Source organism: Vibrio sp. B183 (assembly GCF_000740665.1).
GTDB classification, from domain to species: Bacteria; Pseudomonadota; Gammaproteobacteria; order Enterobacterales; family Vibrionaceae; genus Vibrio; species Vibrio coralliilyticus.
Map to the genome: position 1 here is coordinate 41968 of NZ_JPQB01000007.1, position 17857 is coordinate 59824.

General features: G+C 44.7%; 13 protein-coding genes. 7 read left to right on the forward strand and 6 right to left on the reverse strand.

Features of this window, described 5'->3' with window-relative positions; genetic code table 11:
- Positions 1–5: 5 nt before the first annotated feature.
- Together IX95_RS09000 and nspC are read left to right on the forward strand one after the other, a co-directional pair.
- The gene (locus IX95_RS09000) at positions 6–1250 is read left to right on the forward strand and encodes a carboxynorspermidine synthase (protein WP_006962502.1); all 1245 of its coding nucleotides are present in this window, start codon (positions 6–8) and stop codon (positions 1248–1250) included.
- Positions 1251–1347: 97 nt separating this feature from the next.
- The gene (gene nspC, locus IX95_RS09005) at positions 1348–2481 is read left to right on the forward strand and encodes a carboxynorspermidine decarboxylase (protein WP_038158943.1); all 1134 of its coding nucleotides are present in this window, start codon (positions 1348–1350) and stop codon (positions 2479–2481) included.
- Positions 2482–2519: 38 nt separating this feature from the next.
- On the opposite strand, the gene IX95_RS09010 is transcribed toward nspC, so the two are convergent.
- Both IX95_RS09010 and IX95_RS09015 read right to left on the reverse strand, forming a co-directional pair.
- Positions 2520–3032 carry a glycine cleavage system protein R gene (locus IX95_RS09010; protein ID WP_038158944.1) on the reverse strand — a complete coding sequence of 171 codons (513 nt, stop codon included), beginning with the start codon at positions 3030–3032 and terminating at the stop codon, positions 2520–2522.
- Between the two features lie 183 nt (positions 3033–3215).
- Positions 3216–4112, reverse strand: coding sequence for a DUF3943 domain-containing protein (locus tag IX95_RS09015; RefSeq protein WP_038158947.1), 897 nt, complete (start codon positions 4110–4112; stop codon positions 3216–3218).
- Between the two features lie 193 nt (positions 4113–4305).
- Here IX95_RS09015 and IX95_RS09020 point away from each other — a divergent pair, with 193 nt between their 5' ends.
- Entirely contained in the window at positions 4306–5547 is a 1242-nt protein-coding gene (locus IX95_RS09020; protein ID WP_006962494.1) for a CinA family nicotinamide mononucleotide deamidase-related protein, read from the forward strand.
- A gap of 232 nt (positions 5548–5779) precedes the next feature.
- On the forward strand, positions 5780–6031 hold the full coding sequence (locus tag IX95_RS09025; RefSeq protein ID WP_006962492.1) for a hypothetical protein: 252 nt from the start codon (positions 5780–5782) through the stop codon (positions 6029–6031).
- Positions 6032–6083: 52 nt separating this feature from the next.
- Here IX95_RS09025 and yfaE read toward each other — a convergent pair whose 3' ends face one another.
- From yfaE to ubiG, 4 genes are all read right to left on the reverse strand, one after another.
- On the reverse strand, positions 6084–6362 hold the full coding sequence (yfaE, locus tag IX95_RS09030) for a class I ribonucleotide reductase maintenance protein YfaE (RefSeq protein WP_006962489.1): 279 nt from the start codon (positions 6360–6362) through the stop codon (positions 6084–6086).
- A complete protein-coding gene (nrdB, locus tag IX95_RS09035) occupies positions 6362–7495 on the reverse strand; it encodes a class Ia ribonucleoside-diphosphate reductase subunit beta (RefSeq protein WP_006962487.1) in 1134 nt (377 codons plus the stop codon). Before nrdB ends, yfaE begins: the two co-directional genes overlap by 1 nt.
- Positions 7496–7577: 82 nt before the next feature.
- Positions 7578–9860 carry a class 1a ribonucleoside-diphosphate reductase subunit alpha gene (gene nrdA / locus IX95_RS09040; protein ID WP_038158950.1) on the reverse strand — a complete coding sequence of 761 codons (2283 nt, stop codon included), beginning with the start codon at positions 9858–9860 and terminating at the stop codon, positions 7578–7580.
- Positions 9861–10327: 467 nt separating this feature from the next.
- Positions 10328–11035 (reverse strand): bifunctional 2-polyprenyl-6-hydroxyphenol methylase/3-demethylubiquinol 3-O-methyltransferase UbiG, encoded by a 708-nt coding sequence (gene ubiG, locus IX95_RS09045; RefSeq protein ID WP_038158954.1) that lies wholly within the window; start codon positions 11033–11035, stop codon positions 10328–10330.
- 287 nt (positions 11036–11322) lie between these two features.
- Here ubiG and gyrA point away from each other — a divergent pair, with 287 nt between their 5' ends.
- The 3 genes from gyrA (at position 11323) to IX95_RS09060 (ending at position 17851) form a co-directional block, all read left to right on the forward strand.
- Entirely contained in the window at positions 11323–13965 is a 2643-nt protein-coding gene (gene gyrA / locus IX95_RS09050) for a DNA topoisomerase (ATP-hydrolyzing) subunit A (RefSeq protein ID WP_019275132.1), read from the forward strand.
- 308 nt (positions 13966–14273) lie between these two features.
- The gene (locus tag IX95_RS09055; protein WP_038158957.1) at positions 14274–16157 is read left to right on the forward strand and encodes a methyl-accepting chemotaxis protein; all 1884 of its coding nucleotides are present in this window, start codon (positions 14274–14276) and stop codon (positions 16155–16157) included.
- A 152-nt stretch (positions 16158–16309) separates the two neighbouring features.
- Complete coding sequence (locus IX95_RS09060) at positions 16310–17851, forward strand: YjjI family glycine radical enzyme (RefSeq protein ID WP_038158961.1); 1542 nt, start codon at positions 16310–16312, stop codon at positions 17849–17851.
- Positions 17852–17857 lie beyond the last annotated feature (6 nt).

Sequence of the window (17857 nt, forward strand, 5' to 3'; positions counted from 1 at the left end):
AAACTATGGCAATTCTACAGATTGGTGCAGGCGGCGTTGGCTGGGTAGTTGCACATAAAGCTGCGCAAAACAACGAAGTACTGGGTGACATCACCATTGCATCGCGTACCGTGAGCAAGTGTGAAAAAATCATCGAATCTATTCAGAAGAAAAACAACCTGAAAGACCCATCGAAGAAACTGGAAGCGCGTGCTGTTGATGCGGATGACGTTGATGCATTAGTTGCTCTTATTAAAGAAGTTCAGCCTGACCTTGTCATTAACGCAGGCCCTCCTTGGGTTAACATGACGATCATGGAAGCATGTTACCAAGCAAAAGTGAACTACCTAGATACCTCTGTTGCTGTTGATCTATGTTCTGAAGGCCAACAAGTTCCTCAAGCTTACGATTGGCAGTGGGGCTACCGTGAGAAGTTTGCTGAAGCGGGCATCACAGGTATTTTGGGTGCTGGTTTCGATCCGGGCGTGGTTTCGGTATTTGCGGCTTACGCAGTGAAGCATCTGTTTGATGAAATCGACACCATTGATGTAATGGACGTGAATGCTGGCGATCACGGTAAGAAGTTCGCAACCAACTTCGACCCAGAAACCAACATGTTAGAAATCCAAGGTGATTCTTTCTACTGGGAAAATGAAGAGTGGAAACAGGTTCCGTGTCATTCGCGCATGCTTGAGTTTGAATTCCCGCTAGTGGGCAAGCACAAAGTGTACTCTATGGCGCACGATGAAGTTCGTTCTATGCAAGAGTTCATTCCAGCTAAACGTATCGAGTTCTGGATGGGCTTTGGTGACAAATACCTAAACTACTTCAACTGCATGCGTGACATCGGCTTACTAAGCCCAGATCCGCTGACGCTTCACGATGGTACGGTTGTACAGCCTCTACATGTACTTAAAGCACTGTTGCCAGACCCAACTTCTCTTGCTCCGGGTTATACTGGTAAAACTTGTATCGGTACTTGGGTTCAGGGTACGAAAGATGGCAAGCAGCGTAGCGTATTTATCTACAATAACGCTGATCATGAAGTCGCGTACGAAGATGTTGAGCATCAAGCAATTTCTTACACCACAGGTGTACCAGCGATCACCGCTGCACTTCAGTTCTTCCGCGGTGAGTGGGCGGATAAAGGTGTGTTCAATATGGAACAGCTAAATCCAGACCCATTCCTTGAGACTATGCCAAGCATTGGTCTTGATTGGCATGTTCAGGAACTAGAGCCGGGTCAACCTGTTATCCACAAACTAAAGTAAGCACTTATTGTTCTTAATTTGGATTTATAAGATTAAGCCGATGCACTAGTGTCGGCTTTGTTCGATTTTTACGGTAGTAATTAGGTCAGAATATAAAATGCAAAAAAACGAACTGAAAACACCATACTTTATGATCAATGAAGATAAGTTGGTCGAAAATCTAGAAAAAGCCAAGCAACTCAAGGAAATCTCGGGTGTGAAGTTGGTATTGGCGTTGAAGTGTTTTTCTACATGGGGTGTTTTCGACATCATCAAGCCTTACTTAGATGGTACAACGAGTTCTGGCCCATTCGAGGTTAAACTGGGGCATGAAACTTTTGGTGGTGAAACTCACGCGTACAGTGTCGGATACAGTGAGGATGATGTACGTGATGTGGCTGATATTTGCGACAAAATGATTTTTAACTCACAAAATCAATTGGCTGCGTATCGTCACATAGTAGAAGGAAAGGCTTCGCTTGGTTTACGCCTTAACCCAGGTGTGAGTTATGCAGGGCAAGATTTAGCAAATCCAGCACGTCAGTTTTCTCGCCTTGGTGTGCAAGCGGACCATATTGATCCAGAAGTCTTTGAAGATATTGATGGTGTGATGTTCCACATGAATTGTGAGAACAAAGACGTCGACGCGTTTATCGATCTGCTGGACTCTATTTCTGAGCAGTTTGGCCACTACTTGGATAAGCTTGACTGGGTCAGTATGGGCGGAGGTGTGTTTTTCACATGGCCGGGATACGACATCGAAAAACTTGGCTTAGCGCTTAAAGCGTTTTCTGAGAAGCACGGTGTTCAGATGTACCTTGAGCCGGGTGAAGCTATCATTACCAAGACAACAGACTTGGTTGTGACCGTGGTGGATATCGTTGAGAATGTTAAAAAGACAGCGATTGTAGACTCTGCAACGGAAGCTCATCGCTTGGATACGCTAATTTACAATGAACCCGCTTCTATTCTAGAAGCTTCGTATAAAGGTGCACATGAGTATGTGATTGGCTCTTGTTCATGTTTGGCGGGTGATCAGTTCTGTGAAGCTAGCTTTGATAAACCTTTGGAAATAGGTCAGCGTCTACATATCTTAGATAGTGCGGGCTATACAATGGTGAAGCTTAACTGGTTTAACGGTTTAAGAATGCCTTCCGTGTACTGTGAACGCTCAGGCGGTGAAATTCAGAAGTTAAATGAGTTCGACTATTCAGATTTCAAACGCTCGCTCTCACAGTGGAGCGTCGAGTAGCCCAATAAAAAAGAGCAGCCGAATAAGCTGCTCTTTTTTTACGCTTCAACCATCACTCGTGTATCTTCACTGAGAGCTTCGAGTTCTTTGGCTACATCGTCTATCTGAACTTCGGTCGGTAATTTCAATGCGATATTCGCCGTGAACAAGCTGGAACTCACGCCTCCACCACCTGCGATGAACACTCGTTGGCAGTCCATATCCAGAATATTGATGCCTTGATTGTCCAAAACATGCGTAATTTCATTAACAATGCCAGCTCGGTCATTGGAGTCTAATCGGACCTGATATATGGCATCGGCATTGTGTGTGTGGCTATCTGAATCGACAAACTGGACCAGCAGGTCGTCATGGCTGCGAAACGCTTCTTTAACGTACTCCGCTTTTTCCTCTGGCAATTCGACTTTGATGACTGCCGCGACTTGATCTTCGATAAAGTTCACTTTACTGATCAGCCACTTCCCTCCATTTTCATGAGTGATAGCCGCCAGCTGCTTGATTGTGGCAGGTGTTGCTTTACCGACGAAATTGACGATAAAAGTGCTATTCATAACGGGCCTCCTAAATGCAAGCAATTCTTTTTATAGGGCTAAATTTAGTGTAGGAGTAGGGCGGAAGTTAGGTTTGATTCAGGTCAAGTTTTTGACCTGATAGCGGATTGTCTTGACCATTATGGTATGGCAGACACAAAAAAAGCGGCAATTCGCTGCCGCTTTCTTTGCTCAAGTGTCAGATTAAAAACTGATTTTCATCTCGACACCATAAAATACGCTGTCATAGCTAGCGCCAGCATCCATTGCAAACTTCGCTGCGTCTTGGTTACCAAACCAAGGTTTACTGTTGTATTGGAAATCTGCGCTACCGCCCCAAGCATCGCTTACCCACCCGTGGATGTGACCAACAGGGTTAAGGAAGAATAAGGTTACATCACCCATGGTTTGAGAGCCCCAGACTTCACCACCAGTCGCAACGATTTCTTGTTCAGCCTCAAACATCATCTCACCCACAACAGCCCCGAAGAAAGGCGTAATGAACAGATCCTGCCAAGAAGGAACTTCAGCAAAAGCCTCAACACCATACTCCCAGAAGAAGGTCGACAGAGTTGCAGAATACAGGAAAGATTCGAATTCATTGAAGCCAGCGTGACGGGCTGCTGTATAGTAAACACCACCAAAGTAAGGGTGCATCACATAGTTTAGGAAATGGTCATCTCGGTCCCAAACCGGCCCTGAGGTTACGTTATCCTTCCACTTAGTGCCTAAGCCACTCAAATCGCGGTCTTCTTCATCCCATTTTGTAATAGATTCTGGAAGGAGAGTCATCAGGCCTACGGTCGCAACACTAAGACCCAAAATCGTGTAAGTTTGGCCTTTAAGGTAGTCCCAATCTTTCTCACTTTGTACGGTGAGGTATTTAGGCAACTCAGGCTCTTCCAGTTTTAATTCGCTTTCAGTTAAACCTAAGGCATAACTATTGCTAGGCTTATAAGAATAAGAGTTGCTGAAAAGACTGTAGTTTTCTGTGTTATCTGCGGTGTATGAAAACTCAATGTGTTTCGGAGAATCGTAGGTATTGGCATTGGCGCAAGCAGAAGCCGACAACATCAAAGCGGTGATGTGTTTTTTGTACACGGATAAACTCCACAGTCTATTTCTAATAATGATCAGGCTCACAATTATCCACCAAAGCAAGAGGAATGGAAACCGGAAATTGTCCTAATTAAGAAACTTAGTTTCTAAAAAACACTCAAACAATGAAAATGATCAGTTTGATTGTTCATGTTTGTGACTCAGGACCAGAGGTTTCCTGAAAAGGAAAATAATTATGTTGAAAATAGCGATGTTAAGTACCGGTGAAGAAGTGCTTCACGGCGATATCGTTGATACCAATGCGGCGTGGTTGTCTGAAAAGTTTTTTCAGCACGGTTTTTCCCTGTCGAAACGTTCAACCGTTGGTGATAGTCAGTCAGCGTTGGTGGAAGAGCTGATGATGCTGAGCTTCAACTGCGATGTAGTGATTGTGAATGGTGGACTTGGCCCAACATCCGATGACCTGAGTGCCGAAGCGGCAGCTCAGGCGTCAGAGACTGAGTTGGAGCTTTACCCTGAGTGGTTAGAAAGGCTGGAGCAGTTTTTCGCCGCAAGAGGGCTTCCTATGCCGGAAAGCAACCGCAAGCAAGCGATGCTTCCGAAAGGCTCACTCATGCTAGACAACCCAGTGGGTACGGCCTGCGGATTTTTAGTGAATTTCAATGAGTGTGATTTTTACTTTACGCCTGGCGTACCGAGTGAATTTAAGTTAATGGTTGAAGCGCAAATTATTCCGCACCTCAAACAAAATCACAGTGATGTTGTTGGTTATGAATGCAGTAAGCTACATACCTTTGGCACTTCTGAATCTGCGCTTTCAGATAAGCTGGACAAAGTACAACTTCCAGAAGGCTACTTTTTAGGTTACCGCTCCTACATGCCTTACATTGAGGTCAAGCTGTTTGGCCCTAAGGATGACTTGGACAATCGCGTTAAGTTACTCCAGCTAGTCTACAACTTGATTGAAAGTAACGTAGTGAGTGTTGATGAGTCTATGCAAGACAATGTTGGTCATTTGATTCTCGAGAAGAAATGGTCAATTTCAACCGCAGAACAGTCTACACACGGTAACTTATCATTATGGCTTCACTCCAACGAAGAAGCGGCAGACTACTGCGGACATGGCTGGGTTTTGGGCAATAAAGTCGATGTCGGTAATAGCGATAACGATGACTTAGCGGCTGCATTTGCTTTAGCTGGAGCCACGAAAGATAAATGTGCGACCGATGTAGCGATTGCAACGGGAAAAGTTAAAGAACGCACATTCTCAGTAGCGATTTCTGCAAGAGAAGGTGAGTGGGGGCAGACGTTGACCTTTAATCGTCATTTCTCTAGAGCAGATCAAACCACGATTATTACCACGGTGGCTGCGGACATGTTAAGGCGTTATTTGTCAGGCAAAACCATGTTTCCTAACTACAGCTCACTAACTCGGGACAAAGAAATGTATGTCCCTCAAAACGTTATTTCTGGCTAGAACAGAGCCGAATATCTGTCAAACTCCTACCGAGTGGCATGCAGTAATAAGTGAATGAATATGTTTCTTATTACTCGCATGCTTTCATAATTATTTCTTAGAAGAAAATCATCTATAGCTTAAATGGATGATTTTAAATAGATGCCAACTTTGTCTCCTAATTGCAACGTGCATTTGTTGCAATTGTGCTTAAAATGATAGTTCGTCGCAGGTTTTGCTCAGGGAGGTTAGCATGTTCCATCATTCAAAAATAATGGTTTGGTATCAGGTGGCGAGTCAGAAAGTTGTTTTGGGAGAAGCACTTAGTGATGATAAACAGGACGTTATCTCTATGTGGCTTCATGCTCCGGAAGAAAAAAATCAAGAAAATTCATTAGGCTATCGCTTGTCCCTATTTGACGATGATGGGCGAGAGATTGCCGACAAAGCAGTGTCTATGTTGACCGCCGATGAGTTCTTATCCGGTATTCAGATTCGTGCCTAAATAATAAAAGAAAACCCGGCAATGCTAGCCGGGCTTTTTATAATTTGCATATTTATGCGCGTTTTTCCTTCAGGGAATAGTTGACATCTTCAATTTCAATGTCTGACTTTGCTTTACAGATGCAAGGCAAAATTTCATCACTCTGAGTGTACGCCATCGCAAAACCAACATATTCTACTTCACCTTTGACGAGCTTACAGCGGCATGCACCACAGTGGCCATCTCGGCAGTTATATTCAGGTTCAATCCCCGCTTGTTCCATCGTCTCTAGGATGGTGTTTGAAGGATTAGACTGAATCGCAGTAATACCGTTGATTTTTATGTTGGGCATTACAGTTCGAAGTCCTTGAAGTCGTCCGCTTGTACATCGCTGTCAATCTGACCAACAAGGTAAGAGGAGATCTCTGCTTCCTGTGGTGCTACCTGTACGTTATCTGAAGATAACCAAGCGTTAATCCATGGAATCGGGTTAGATGTTGCCTCTGGGTAAGCGGCATCCAGTCCTACTGCCTGCATACGGATGTTAGTGATGTACTCAACATACTGGCAAAGGATATCTTTGTTCAGGCCAATCATTGAACCATCTTTAAACAGGTATTCCGCCCATTCTTTTTCTTGCTCAGCCGCATCTTTAAACAGGTCAAAACACTCTTGCTTACACTCTTCAGCAATTTGCATGAATGAGAAGTCATCCTGGCCGTTGCGTAGAAGGTTGATCATGTGCTGTGTACCCGTCAGGTGAAGGGCTTCATCACGCGCGATAAGCTTGATGATCTTCGCATTACCTTCCATCAGTTCACGTTCTGCAAATGCAAATGAACAAGCAAAGCTGACGTAGAAACGGATTGCCTCTAGTGCATTTACAGACATCAAACATACGTACAGTTTCTTCTTCAATTCGTGAAGGCTGATTTTAACGTCTTCACCATTGATAGTATGCGTACCTTCGCCGTAACGATGGTAGTCATTCGTCATTTGGATCAGATCGTCGTAGTAGTGTGAAATGTCTTCAGCACGCTTCAGAATATGCTCATTTTCAACGATGTCATCAAACACTAGGCCTGGATCATTCACGATGTTGCGGATGATATGGGTGTACGAACGTGAGTGAATCGTTTCAGAGAACGACCACGTTTCAATCCACGTTTCTACTTCTGGTAGTGATACTAGAGGAAGTAGGGCAACGTTCGGGCTACGACCCTGAATGGAATCCAGTAGTGTTTGGTACTTCAGGTTAGAAATGAAAATGTGCTTTTCATGTTCTGGTAACTTGTTGTAATCGATTCGATCGCTTGATACGTCGACTTCTTCTGGACGCCAGAAGAAAGATAATTGCTTCTCTATCAGTTTTTCGAAGATCTCGAACTTCTGTTGGTCGTAACGAGCAACGTTTACTGACTGACCTAAGAACATTGGCTCTTTTAGTTGGTCATTTTTGTTTCGGTTAAAAGTACTGTAAGCCATGATGCCTCAATTCCTTTTAAGCCCCTCAAGCGAGGGGCAGATAATCTGTTAAGCCTTGCTAATCCGATTGTCGGATTAGTGATTAGATCTTACAACCGCCGCCTGCACAATCGTCGTCTTGTGGTTGTACAGCGTCTTTCTGGTCATCGCTCGCACCATCGCGAGTGTTATGGTAGTAAAGTGTCTTCACACCATACTTGTACGCTGTTAGCAGATCTTGTAGCAGTTTCTTCATTGGCACTTTGCCACTCTCGAAACGGCTTGGGTCATAGTTAGTGTTGGCTGAAATTGCCTGATCGACAAACTTCTGCATGATACCAACCAAATGTAGATAACCGTCATTAGAACCAATATTCCAAAGAAGCTCATAGTTATCTTTGTATTCAGTGAACTCAGGAACAACCTGCTTCAGGATACCGTCTTTCGATGCTTTTACAGATACGTAGCCGCGTGGAGGCTCGATACCATTTGTCGCATTTGAAATTTGAGAAGACGTTTCTGAAGGCATTAGCGCCGTTAGCGTTGAGTTACGCAGGCCGTGCGTCAAGATCTCTTCTCGAAGACCGTCCCAGTCGTAATGAAGGGGTTCATCACAAACTAAGTCCAGATCTTTCTTGTAGGTGTCGATTGGTAGCAAACCTTTCGCATAGTTGGTTTCACCAAATAAAGGACACTTACCTTGCTCTTTCGCTAGCGCTACAGACGCTTTTAGCAAGTAGTATTGAATCGCTTCAAAAGTACGATGCGTCAGGCCATTAGCGCTGCCGTCAGAGTATTTCACGCCATTCTTAGCTAGGTAGTAAGCGTAGTTAATAACACCAACACCTAGAGTACGACGGTTCATCGTTGACTTGTATGCCGCTGGTAGAGGGTAGTCTTGATAATCTAGTAGGGCATCAAGCGCACGAACAACCAGATCAGAGAGCTCTTCAAAGTCATCAAGAGACTTAATAGCACCCAAGTTGAATGCTGAAAGCGTACACAGTGCAATCTCACCTGAGTCGTCTTCAACGTTTGTCAGAGGTTTCGTTGGAAGAGCGATCTCCAAACATAGGTTAGACTGGCGAACAGGTGCGACTTCAGAGTCGAATGGGCTGTGAGTATTACAGTGGTCAACGTTCTGAATATAGATACGGCCTGTAGAAGCGCGTTCCTGCATCAAGATAGAGAACATCTCGATAGCTTTAACGGATTCTTTCTTGATTGATGGATCGTTTTCGTATTTAACGTACAGACGTTCAAACTCATCTTGATTCTCAAAGAACGCATCGTATAGGCCTGGCACGTCTGATGGTGAGAACAGCGTAATGTTTCCGCCTTCAACCAAACGCTGATACATCAGGCGGTTTAGCTGAACACCATAGTCCATATGACGAACACGGTTTTCTTCGACACCGCGGTTGTTCTTAAGCACCATTAGTGCCTGAGATTCACCGTGCCATAGAGGGTAGAATACGGTTGCAGCACCACCACGCACGCCACCTTGCGAACAACATTTAACGGCAGTTTGGAAGTATTTGTAGAATGGTATACAGCCAGTGTGGAACGCTTCACCGTTACGGATTTCTGAGCCCAGCGCACGAATACGACCAGCGTTGATACCAATGCCTGCACGTTGCGAAACATAACGTACGATAGAGCTTGCCGTTGCGTTGATAGAGTCTAAGCTATCGCCACACTCGATCAGAACACATGAACTGAACTGACGAGTCGGAGTACGCACACCAGACATAATTGGCGTTGGCAGGGAAATCTTGAATGTTGACGTCGCATCGTAGAAGCGCTTGATGTAATCAAGACGCGTTTCTTTTGGATACTTAGCAAACAGACATGCCGCTACAAGGATATACAGGAACTGAGCACTTTCGTAGATTTCACCAGATACACGGTTTTGAACGAAGTACTTACCTTCTAGCTGTTTAACTGCTGCGTAGGAGAAATCGAGGTCACGTTTGTGATCTAGGTACGCATCTAGTTCATCCAGCTCAGCTTTTGTATAGTCTTCCAAAATGTGCTGATCGTATTTGCCCATGTCGATAAGGCGGGACACATGGTCATGTAGCGTCGGCGGCTCGTACTGACCATAAGCTTTTTTACGCAGGTGGAATACGGCTAGTCGAGCGGCTAGGTATTGATAATCTGGCGTTTCTTCTGAGATCAAATCGGCCGCTGATTTGATGATTGTTTCATGGATATCAGTAGTAGTGATTCCATCATAGAACTGAATGTGAGCGCGCAGTTCTACCTGAGATACAGAAACATTGTCTAGACCTTCAGCAGCCCAGGTAATTACTCTGTGGATCTTTTCCAGATCAATACTTTCTTTGCGGCCGTCACGTTTGGTAACGGTTAGTTGTTGGTTCATTCTGCTTAATTTCCCTAACAAAACTGATAAAAGCCGTGTTTTCGTGTAATTCTTGTAAAAAATGTTCCGGCTTTGTGATCAAAGTCTATCTATATATTGTAGTACAAACACAACATATAGGGGTGCATTGCTGTGCGAGTTACAAGATAGTGCTATCCATGCCCCTTTTCAAGTTGCAGATCTGGGATGACTTGTGGATAACTAACAAAAATGAAAATTTCAGTAAGTGGACACTAACCGATGGGATTAGAGTCTAATTGATTGTATAAAATTACCGTTTTGAGATCGGTTTATAAGTAACCACAAACAAAAAAAAATTCCTTGATCTTTCAGGAATTCTGAGCGTGATTTTATGGCTGTATATTTTGGAATCAGAGCCCCAAAAATGGGCGAAAAAATAACAAAAAAAGCGGGGCAATATGCCACCGCTTTCTATATGTTCGACTTATGAATGATACGTGTTGTTATTAAAACTTTTGCGTATGAACAATATAATTAACATCAACTTTATTGCCGAGCTTATAGCTATCCGTTAATGGATTATAAAGTAGGCCAGTTATCCCCATTTCTGTCAGGTCGGTATGATCAATCATCTTAATTAGCTCTGCTGGCCGAATGAACTTTTCATGATCGTGTGTGCCTTCTGGAACAATACGTAGTAGCTTTTCAGCCCCAACAATAGCGAATAGGTAAGACTTAAAGTTTCGGTTTAGTGTTGAGAAAAACACGTGACCACCGGGCTTGACCAATGCAGCGCAAGCACTAATGACAGATTGAGGGTCGGGAACGTGCTCAAGCATTTCCATACAGGTGACGACATCATACTTGCCTGCATTATCGCGAGCATGGTCTTCAATTGTACTTTGTATATAGGACAACTCAGTACCTGTCTCCAGTGCGTGCAATCGAGCTACCTCTAGTGGCTCCTTACCCATATCAAGGCCAGTCACTGTTGCGCCTTCTTTCGCCATGCTTTCAGCAAGAATTCCACCGCCACAGCCAACATCTAGAACGGTTTTTCCAAACAAGCCATTCGCGTTATCCAATACGTAATTCAGTCGTAGTGGGTTGATTTGATGCAGAGGCTTGAACTCACCCTCTAAATCCCACCAGCGAGAGGCCATCTCTTCAAATTTTTTGATTTCGTTTGGATCAACATTTTGTGACTGGGTCATAACTACTCTATTTACTTAACGACTTCCTTGAAACAGGTCAGCATTATAACCCTTAACTCTCAACTCTCCATAGAAGGGATCACTTTTCTCAAGAGGTGGTGAAAATATAGCCATTAATCAGCGAGATAAATTCAGAGTGTGCAATTTCTCAGCATTTGATTCACAACCAAGCTCACAACCTGATAAAAGGAGAGGGAAAGTAATGCCGAACTGTTAATTTGTGTGTTATATTTTTGCACCTTAAACGTATTGTACATACGATCTATAAATAGAGGGATATTGGCTCTATGAGCGATCTAGCTAAAGAGATCACGCCCGTAAACATTGAAGATGAGCTTCGAGGTTCGTACCTTGACTATGCGATGTCCGTTATCGTTGGTCGTGCTCTTCCAGATGTGCGTGATGGCCTAAAGCCTGTACACCGCCGCGTTTTGTTCGCGATGAATGTACTAGGTAATGACTGGAATAAACCATACAAAAAATCTGCCCGTGTAGTTGGCGACGTAATCGGTAAATATCACCCTCACGGTGATAGCGCTGTGTACGACACTATCGTACGTATGGCTCAGCCGTTCTCACTACGTTACATGCTTGTTGATGGCCAAGGTAACTTTGGTTCCATTGATGGTGACTCAGCGGCGGCAATGCGTTATACCGAAGTCCGCATGGCGAAAATCGCCCATGAACTTCTGGCTGACCTAGACAAAGAAACTGTCGATTACGTACCTAACTATGATGGTACGGAGCAAATCCCGGCAGTTCTTCCGACAAAAATTCCTAACTTACTGGTGAACGGTGCTTCTGGTATCGCGGTAGGTATGGCAACCAACATTCCTCCGCACAACTTGACTGAGGTAATCGATGGCTGTCTGGCTTACATCAATAATGAAGAGATCACTATTGATGAGCTAATGGATTATATTCCTGGTCCTGATTTCCCTACGGCAGCGCTTATTAGTGGTCGTAAAGGCATTGTAGACGCGTACAAAACAGGTCGCGGTAAGATCTACATGCGTTCTAAAGCGGAGATCGAAGCAGACAAGAATGGCAAAGAAACCATTGTTGTCACAGAGATTCCGTACCAGGTTAACAAAGCTCGCCTAATCGAAAAAATTGCTGAGCTGGTTAAAGATAAGAAAGTTGAAGGCATCAGTGCACTACGTGACGAGTCTGATAAAGATGGTATGCGTATTGTCATCGAATGTAAGCGTGATGCGGTTGGTGAAGTTGTTCTGAACAACTTGTACGCTAATACTCAGCTACAGACGACTTTCGGTATCAACATGGTTGCGCTGAACAATGGTCAGCCACAACTATTTAACCTGAAAGATATGCTGAAGTGCTTCGTTGACCACCGCCGTGAAGTGGTGACTCGTCGTACTATCTTCGAATTACGCAAAGCTCGTGAACGTGCTCATATCCTTGAAGGTTTGGCACTTGCACTAGCAAATATCGATGAAATCATTGAACTGATCCGTCGCGCTCCAACACCAGCTGAAGCCAAAGAAGGGCTAGTAGCTCGTGGTTGGGACTTAGGCAATGTTGCAGCAATGCTTGAACGCGCGGGTACAGATGCGGCTCGCCCAGAGTGGCTAGAGCCTCAGTTTGGTATCCGTGATGGTCAGTACTTCCTGACTGAGCAGCAAGCACAAGCGATTCTAGATCTTCGTCTACAGAAACTGACTGGCCTAGAGCACGAGAAAATTCTTGACGAGTACAAACAGCTTCTAGAAGAAATCGCAGAATTAATGCACATCCTTGCAAGTACTGAGCGCTTGATGGAAGTTATCCGTGAAGAGCTTGAAGCCGTTCGTGATGGTTTCGGCGATGCACGTCGCACAGAAATCACTGCTGCAATCCATGATATCGACATGGAAGAGCTTATTGCTCGCGAAGACGTCGTTGTGACGCTTTCTCACGAAGGTTACGTTAAGTACCAGCTACTAAGCGACTACGAAGCTCAGCGACGTGGTGGTAAAGGTAAGAGTGCAACCAAGATGAAAGAAGAGGATTACATCGAGCGTCTGCTTGTTGCTAATACTCATGACAACATCTTATGTTTCTCTACCCGTGGTAAAACATATCGCTTGAAGGTATACCAATTACCGCAAGCTAGCCGCACTGCACGTGGCAAACCAATCGTGAATATTCTTCCGTTAGAAGAAAATGAGCGTATCACAGCAATTCTACCTGTTTCTGAATTCAGCCCTGAGAAGTTTATCTTTATGGCAACGGGTGATGGAACGGTTAAGAAGACTTCTCTCGATCAGTTTGCGAACGTACGTTCTAATGGTCTGATTGCGGTTAACCTGCGTGAAGATGACTCACTGATTGGTGTTGATATCACCGATGGTGACAGCGACATCATGCTGTTCTCTAAAGCAGGTAAAGTTGTTCGATTTAGCGAAGATAAAGTTCGTGCGATGGGCCGTACTGCGGCAGGTGTACGCGGTATGAAACTGGCTGACGATGATCAGGTTGTTTCACTGATTGTTCCTTCTAACGAAGGTGACATTCTTACAGTGACGCAAAATGGTTACGGTAAGCGTACAGAGCTGGCCGAGTATCCAACGAAAGGTCGTGCAACTCAGGGCGTTGTGTCTATCAAGGTTTCTGAGCGTAACGGTAGTGTCGTTGGCGCGGTACAGGTAGAAGAAGGCGACGAGATGATGATGATCACCGACGCTGGTACTCTAGTCCGCACACGCGTAGCGGAAGTTAGTCAAGTTGGTCGTAACACGCAAGGTGTTACTCTTATCCGTACTGCTGAAGACGAAAACGTTGTAGGTTTGCAGCGTATTGATGAAGTGGAAGAAGCTGATTTGCCTGAAGGTGAAGAAGTAGAAGGTCAGGAAGGTGAAGTATCTGAAGCCGCTCCAGAATCTACACCAGACGCTGATGTCGATACTAACGCAGACGAGCAAGACTAATCGTTGACTTAATGTTTAAAAGCCGGGTTTTAACCCGGCTTTTTTGTATCTGAAATTCAGAGATCTTGCTTTCCCATATCACCATGTTAGAAACAAATTAATGGTAATCAGTCGCTTAAGTTGAGAGTGATAAATTTCATCAATATCTAATTGATAAAATTATCTCTGACAAAGGTATGGCGCCAAAAAAATAACGTTATTACAAATAGTTACAGGTAAATAATATTTCAATAATATTGCGTGCATGAATGCGAAATTGCCTATAAAATTCGCAGCTTCTGTCTGTTCCACAACCAATATTAACTATCATGAAACTGTCACTGAAACAAAAACTCATTGGTGCCAGCTTATTAGCCGTTGTGCTAATGGCGAGTGCATTGACCTGGCTTTCTGCCGACCAACTTTTCCAGCAAACTCGCAATGGCGTAAATGCCAGAGCAGAAAGTCTAGCTGCCGCTGCCTCGGAAGGCATTTCAGATTGGATTACCATCCGTGAGGATATTGCTAAAGCGTTTAACGATTACAGCCAAGAGCAAGACGTTGTTCCTTATCTTCAGCAGGCCCGTAAAGCGGGTGGCTTTGATGATATTTTCCTAGGCACGCCAGAAGGTGGTATGTACCGTTCCCACCCTGAGCGCAACCGCGCGGATTACGATCCACGCGTTCGTCCTTGGTATAAAGATGCGAACGCAGCCGGTCGTCAGATCATTACCACAGCCTATAAAGATGCGATCACTAACGCACTGTTGGTTACTATTGCAGAACCTGTTCGTCGAAATGGCAAATTGGTAGGCGTAGTAGGTGCCGATGTATTGATTGACCAGCTTATCGATGATGTTATCAACCTAGATGCGGGTGAAAATGCCTACGCAATGCTGATTGATACGCAAGATGGCACATTCCTAGCACATCCGAACAAAGATCTTTCTCTCAAACCTGTGACTACGCTATCTAAAAAGCTGACAATGAGCGCGATTGAAAACGCTGCGAATTCAGGTGCAATGGAGATCATTGAGCGCAAAGGTCAGGAGAAATTCTACTTCTTCAAAAAGGTTCCTGGTACGCAGTGGATTTTCGCCATTGAGATGGATCGTCAAACAGAAGAAGCGGCGCACACCGCATTGCTTGAAAACCTGCTGCTGACGGCAACGATCATTACAATCATTGTTATCGCGGTTGTTTCTTGGCTAGTGAGCTTCTTGTTCCGCGATCTTGGACGCGTATCTCACGCTCTTGAAGAAATCGCATCTGGTGAAGGAGATCTCACGCAGCGCCTTGAACCTCGCAGTGATGATGAAGTGGGCCAATTGGCAACGAACTTCAACACCTTTGTTGGCAACATGCATGCGATGGTTTCCAAGCTAAGTCATGTATCGGCGTCACTTTCTGAGCAAGCTAAGCAGACTGCTGAACACGCTGAAGAACGCAGTGCGCGTATTCGTCTCCAGCAAGATGAGATTAATATGGTAGCGACTGCAATTAATGAAATGGCGGCAGCAACCCAGGAAATTGCGGGCAATGCAGATAACACTGCACAAAACTCAACGGAAGCGGTGACAGCGTGTGTTCACGGTGGTAAGCAAGTTGTTCAGACTCAGTCTTCGATTCAGAATCTGGCCCAAGAAGTACAAGTCGCTACAGATGTTATCCAAGAACTTGAAACGCACGGTAATAGCATCAGCACGATTCTATCCACAATTCAGGATATCGCTGAGCAAACGAACCTGTTGGCACTGAATGCTGCGATTGAGGCGGCACGTGCTGGCGAACAAGGTCGCGGTTTCGCGGTTGTTGCTGATGAAGTTCGTGTTCTTAGCCAACGCACCCATGCGTCGACGCAAGAGATTCAGCAAATGATCGAAACATTGCAAAGCACAACGGGTAAAGCGGTGAGCATTATGGGCGATAGCCGTCAGCTTGCAGACACCAGTGTTACCGATGCGGACTCAGCAGCGGTCAGCTTAACTCAGATTCAATCAGCGGTTGAGCAAATCAGCGATATGGCGACACAGATTGCTTCTGCCGCGGAAGAACAAGCCTCGGTAACCTCTGAGATCACTCGTAATACGGTTGGTATTCGCGATGTATCAAACGAGCTTGCTGATGAAGCTCATGATGCTGCAGCACAAGCCGCTCAGCTTTCAGAGCTGTCTCACGAACTAGAACAGGAAATTGGCCGCTTTAAACTGTAAGTGTCTAATTAAATGACGAAAGGCTCGGAATACTACCGAGCCTTTTTTATTTTCTTTGTATTTCCAAATTGGAAAAGAGGGTTTAAATATATTTCAATTGTCGACAAGGAGAGCCCAGGTCTAAAATCCTTAAAAACAATAAGGAATATACAATGTCTGAAGCTCTCAACTCTTTCCAACAACGCGTACAAGAAATTGTCACTGATGCCAAATTAAACCCTAAACAGAAGAATCAATTCTTAGCCTTAGAAGCGGAGGCTAGCCTCCCTTATATGCCTGTCTCAGAGCCTGTTCGTCTTGCAATGGAAGAAGGCATTTTATGCGATATGTTTGAAGGTCATGCACCATTTAAACCGCGATATGTCTTGCCTGATTATGCCAAGTTTCTTCAACAAGGTTCTGAGTATCTAGAGCTAGAGCCAGCGAGTGATTTTGACGATGCTATTAACCTGCTGACAATCATTTATCATCATGTGCCGTCAGTGACTAATATTCCAGTATATCTAGGGCAGCTTGATGACGTATTGCTTCCCTATGTGGGTGAGTTAAGTGAGCAGGCGATTTATCTTAAGCTCAAGCGATTCTGGATCATGCTAGACCGAACACTGCCTGATGCTTTTATGCACGTTAATATTGGTCCTTCGGATAACATCATTTGTCGAACGATCTTAAAAATAGACGCTGAGCTCAAGCAAATTGCGCCAAATCTCACTTTCATGTATGACCCGACCGTGACACCGGATGATTTGTTACGTCAGGCCACCAACAACATTTGTGAATGTAGTAAACCTCATATTGCTAACTATCCAATGCACGCGAGTAGCTACGGCGAAAAGCGATTTGGTATTGTGAGTTGCTATAACTCTCTACCTTTGGCCGGTGGGTCGAACACCCTGGTCCGAATGAATCTTAAGTTGTTGGCGAATCTAGCATCAGACACTGAAGACTTTCTCAATCAACTGCTGCCTTATTACAGTGAATTAATGGTCGAGCTGATGGACTCACGAAGTTCACATTTGCATGAGAAGTCAAATTTCTTTAAAGGCTTCTTAACCAAAGAAGGTTTGATTGACGAAGCGCGTTTTGCGCCAATGTTTGGCATCTACGGTATGGCTGAAGCGGTTAATCTTCTTATGGAGAAGTCGGGAGAAAAGGGTTGCTATGGGCATGATCTAGAAGCGAACGAGCTAGGCCACCTAATTTCTGAGAAACTGGCTGAAATTGTGCAAGGTTCAGAGGTGAAATACGGCCTTGAAGGCAGAGCGCTTTTGCATGCTCAAGGGGGCATCAGCCTTGATGAAGGAGTGACTCCGGGAGTCCGCATTCCTTATGGCACCGAGCCAGACCCAGTCGCTTATGTACAAGCGACCGCCAAGCACCATCAGCATTACACCTCCGGTATTAGCGACATCCTGACGATAGATGAAACGGTGAAGTCAAACCCGGAAGCGATGTTTAATTTGTGTAAGGGGGCGCTGAATTCAGGGTATAGAGAGTTCACGGCCAATGTTGCTTCAAATGATTTGGTGCGAGTTACTGGCTATATGATCAAACTGTCAGATATAGATAAGTTCTCAGAGCAAGGTTCGCGCAAAAATACGACTTTCCTTGGCGCTGAAGCGGCTAACAATACAGGGATTTTGGATAGAGCTCCGCGAGTTGTGAGTATGGAAAGTCAGCCGGTTTACAAATAGGGTAAG

Excerpts from the sequence above, each read along its gene's own strand:
- IX95_RS09000 (WP_006962502.1), top strand. The coding sequence starts at position 6 with ATGGCAATTCTACAGATTGGTGCAGGCGGCGTTGGCTGGGTAGTTGCA.
- nspC (WP_038158943.1), top strand. The coding sequence starts at position 1,348 with ATGCAAAAAAACGAACTGAAAACACCATACTTTATGATCAATGAAGAT.
- IX95_RS09010 (WP_038158944.1), bottom strand. The coding sequence starts at position 3,032 with ATGAATAGCACTTTTATCGTCAATTTCGTCGGTAAAGCAACACCTGCC.
- IX95_RS09020 (WP_006962494.1), top strand. The coding sequence starts at position 4,306 with ATGTTGAAAATAGCGATGTTAAGTACCGGTGAAGAAGTGCTTCACGGC.
- IX95_RS09025 (WP_006962492.1), top strand. The coding sequence starts at position 5,780 with ATGTTCCATCATTCAAAAATAATGGTTTGGTATCAGGTGGCGAGTCAG.
- yfaE (WP_006962489.1), bottom strand. The coding sequence starts at position 6,362 with ATGCCCAACATAAAAATCAACGGTATTACTGCGATTCAGTCTAATCCT.
- nrdB (WP_006962487.1), bottom strand. The coding sequence starts at position 7,495 with ATGGCTTACAGTACTTTTAACCGAAACAAAAATGACCAACTAAAAGAG.
- nrdA (WP_038158950.1), bottom strand. The coding sequence starts at position 9,860 with ATGAACCAACAACTAACCGTTACCAAACGTGACGGCCGCAAAGAAAGT.
- ubiG (WP_038158954.1), bottom strand. The coding sequence starts at position 11,035 with ATGACCCAGTCACAAAATGTTGATCCAAACGAAATCAAAAAATTTGAA.
- gyrA (WP_019275132.1), top strand. The coding sequence starts at position 11,323 with ATGAGCGATCTAGCTAAAGAGATCACGCCCGTAAACATTGAAGATGAG.
- IX95_RS09055 (WP_038158957.1), top strand. The coding sequence starts at position 14,274 with ATGAAACTGTCACTGAAACAAAAACTCATTGGTGCCAGCTTATTAGCC.
- IX95_RS09060 (WP_038158961.1), top strand. The coding sequence starts at position 16,310 with ATGTCTGAAGCTCTCAACTCTTTCCAACAACGCGTACAAGAAATTGTC.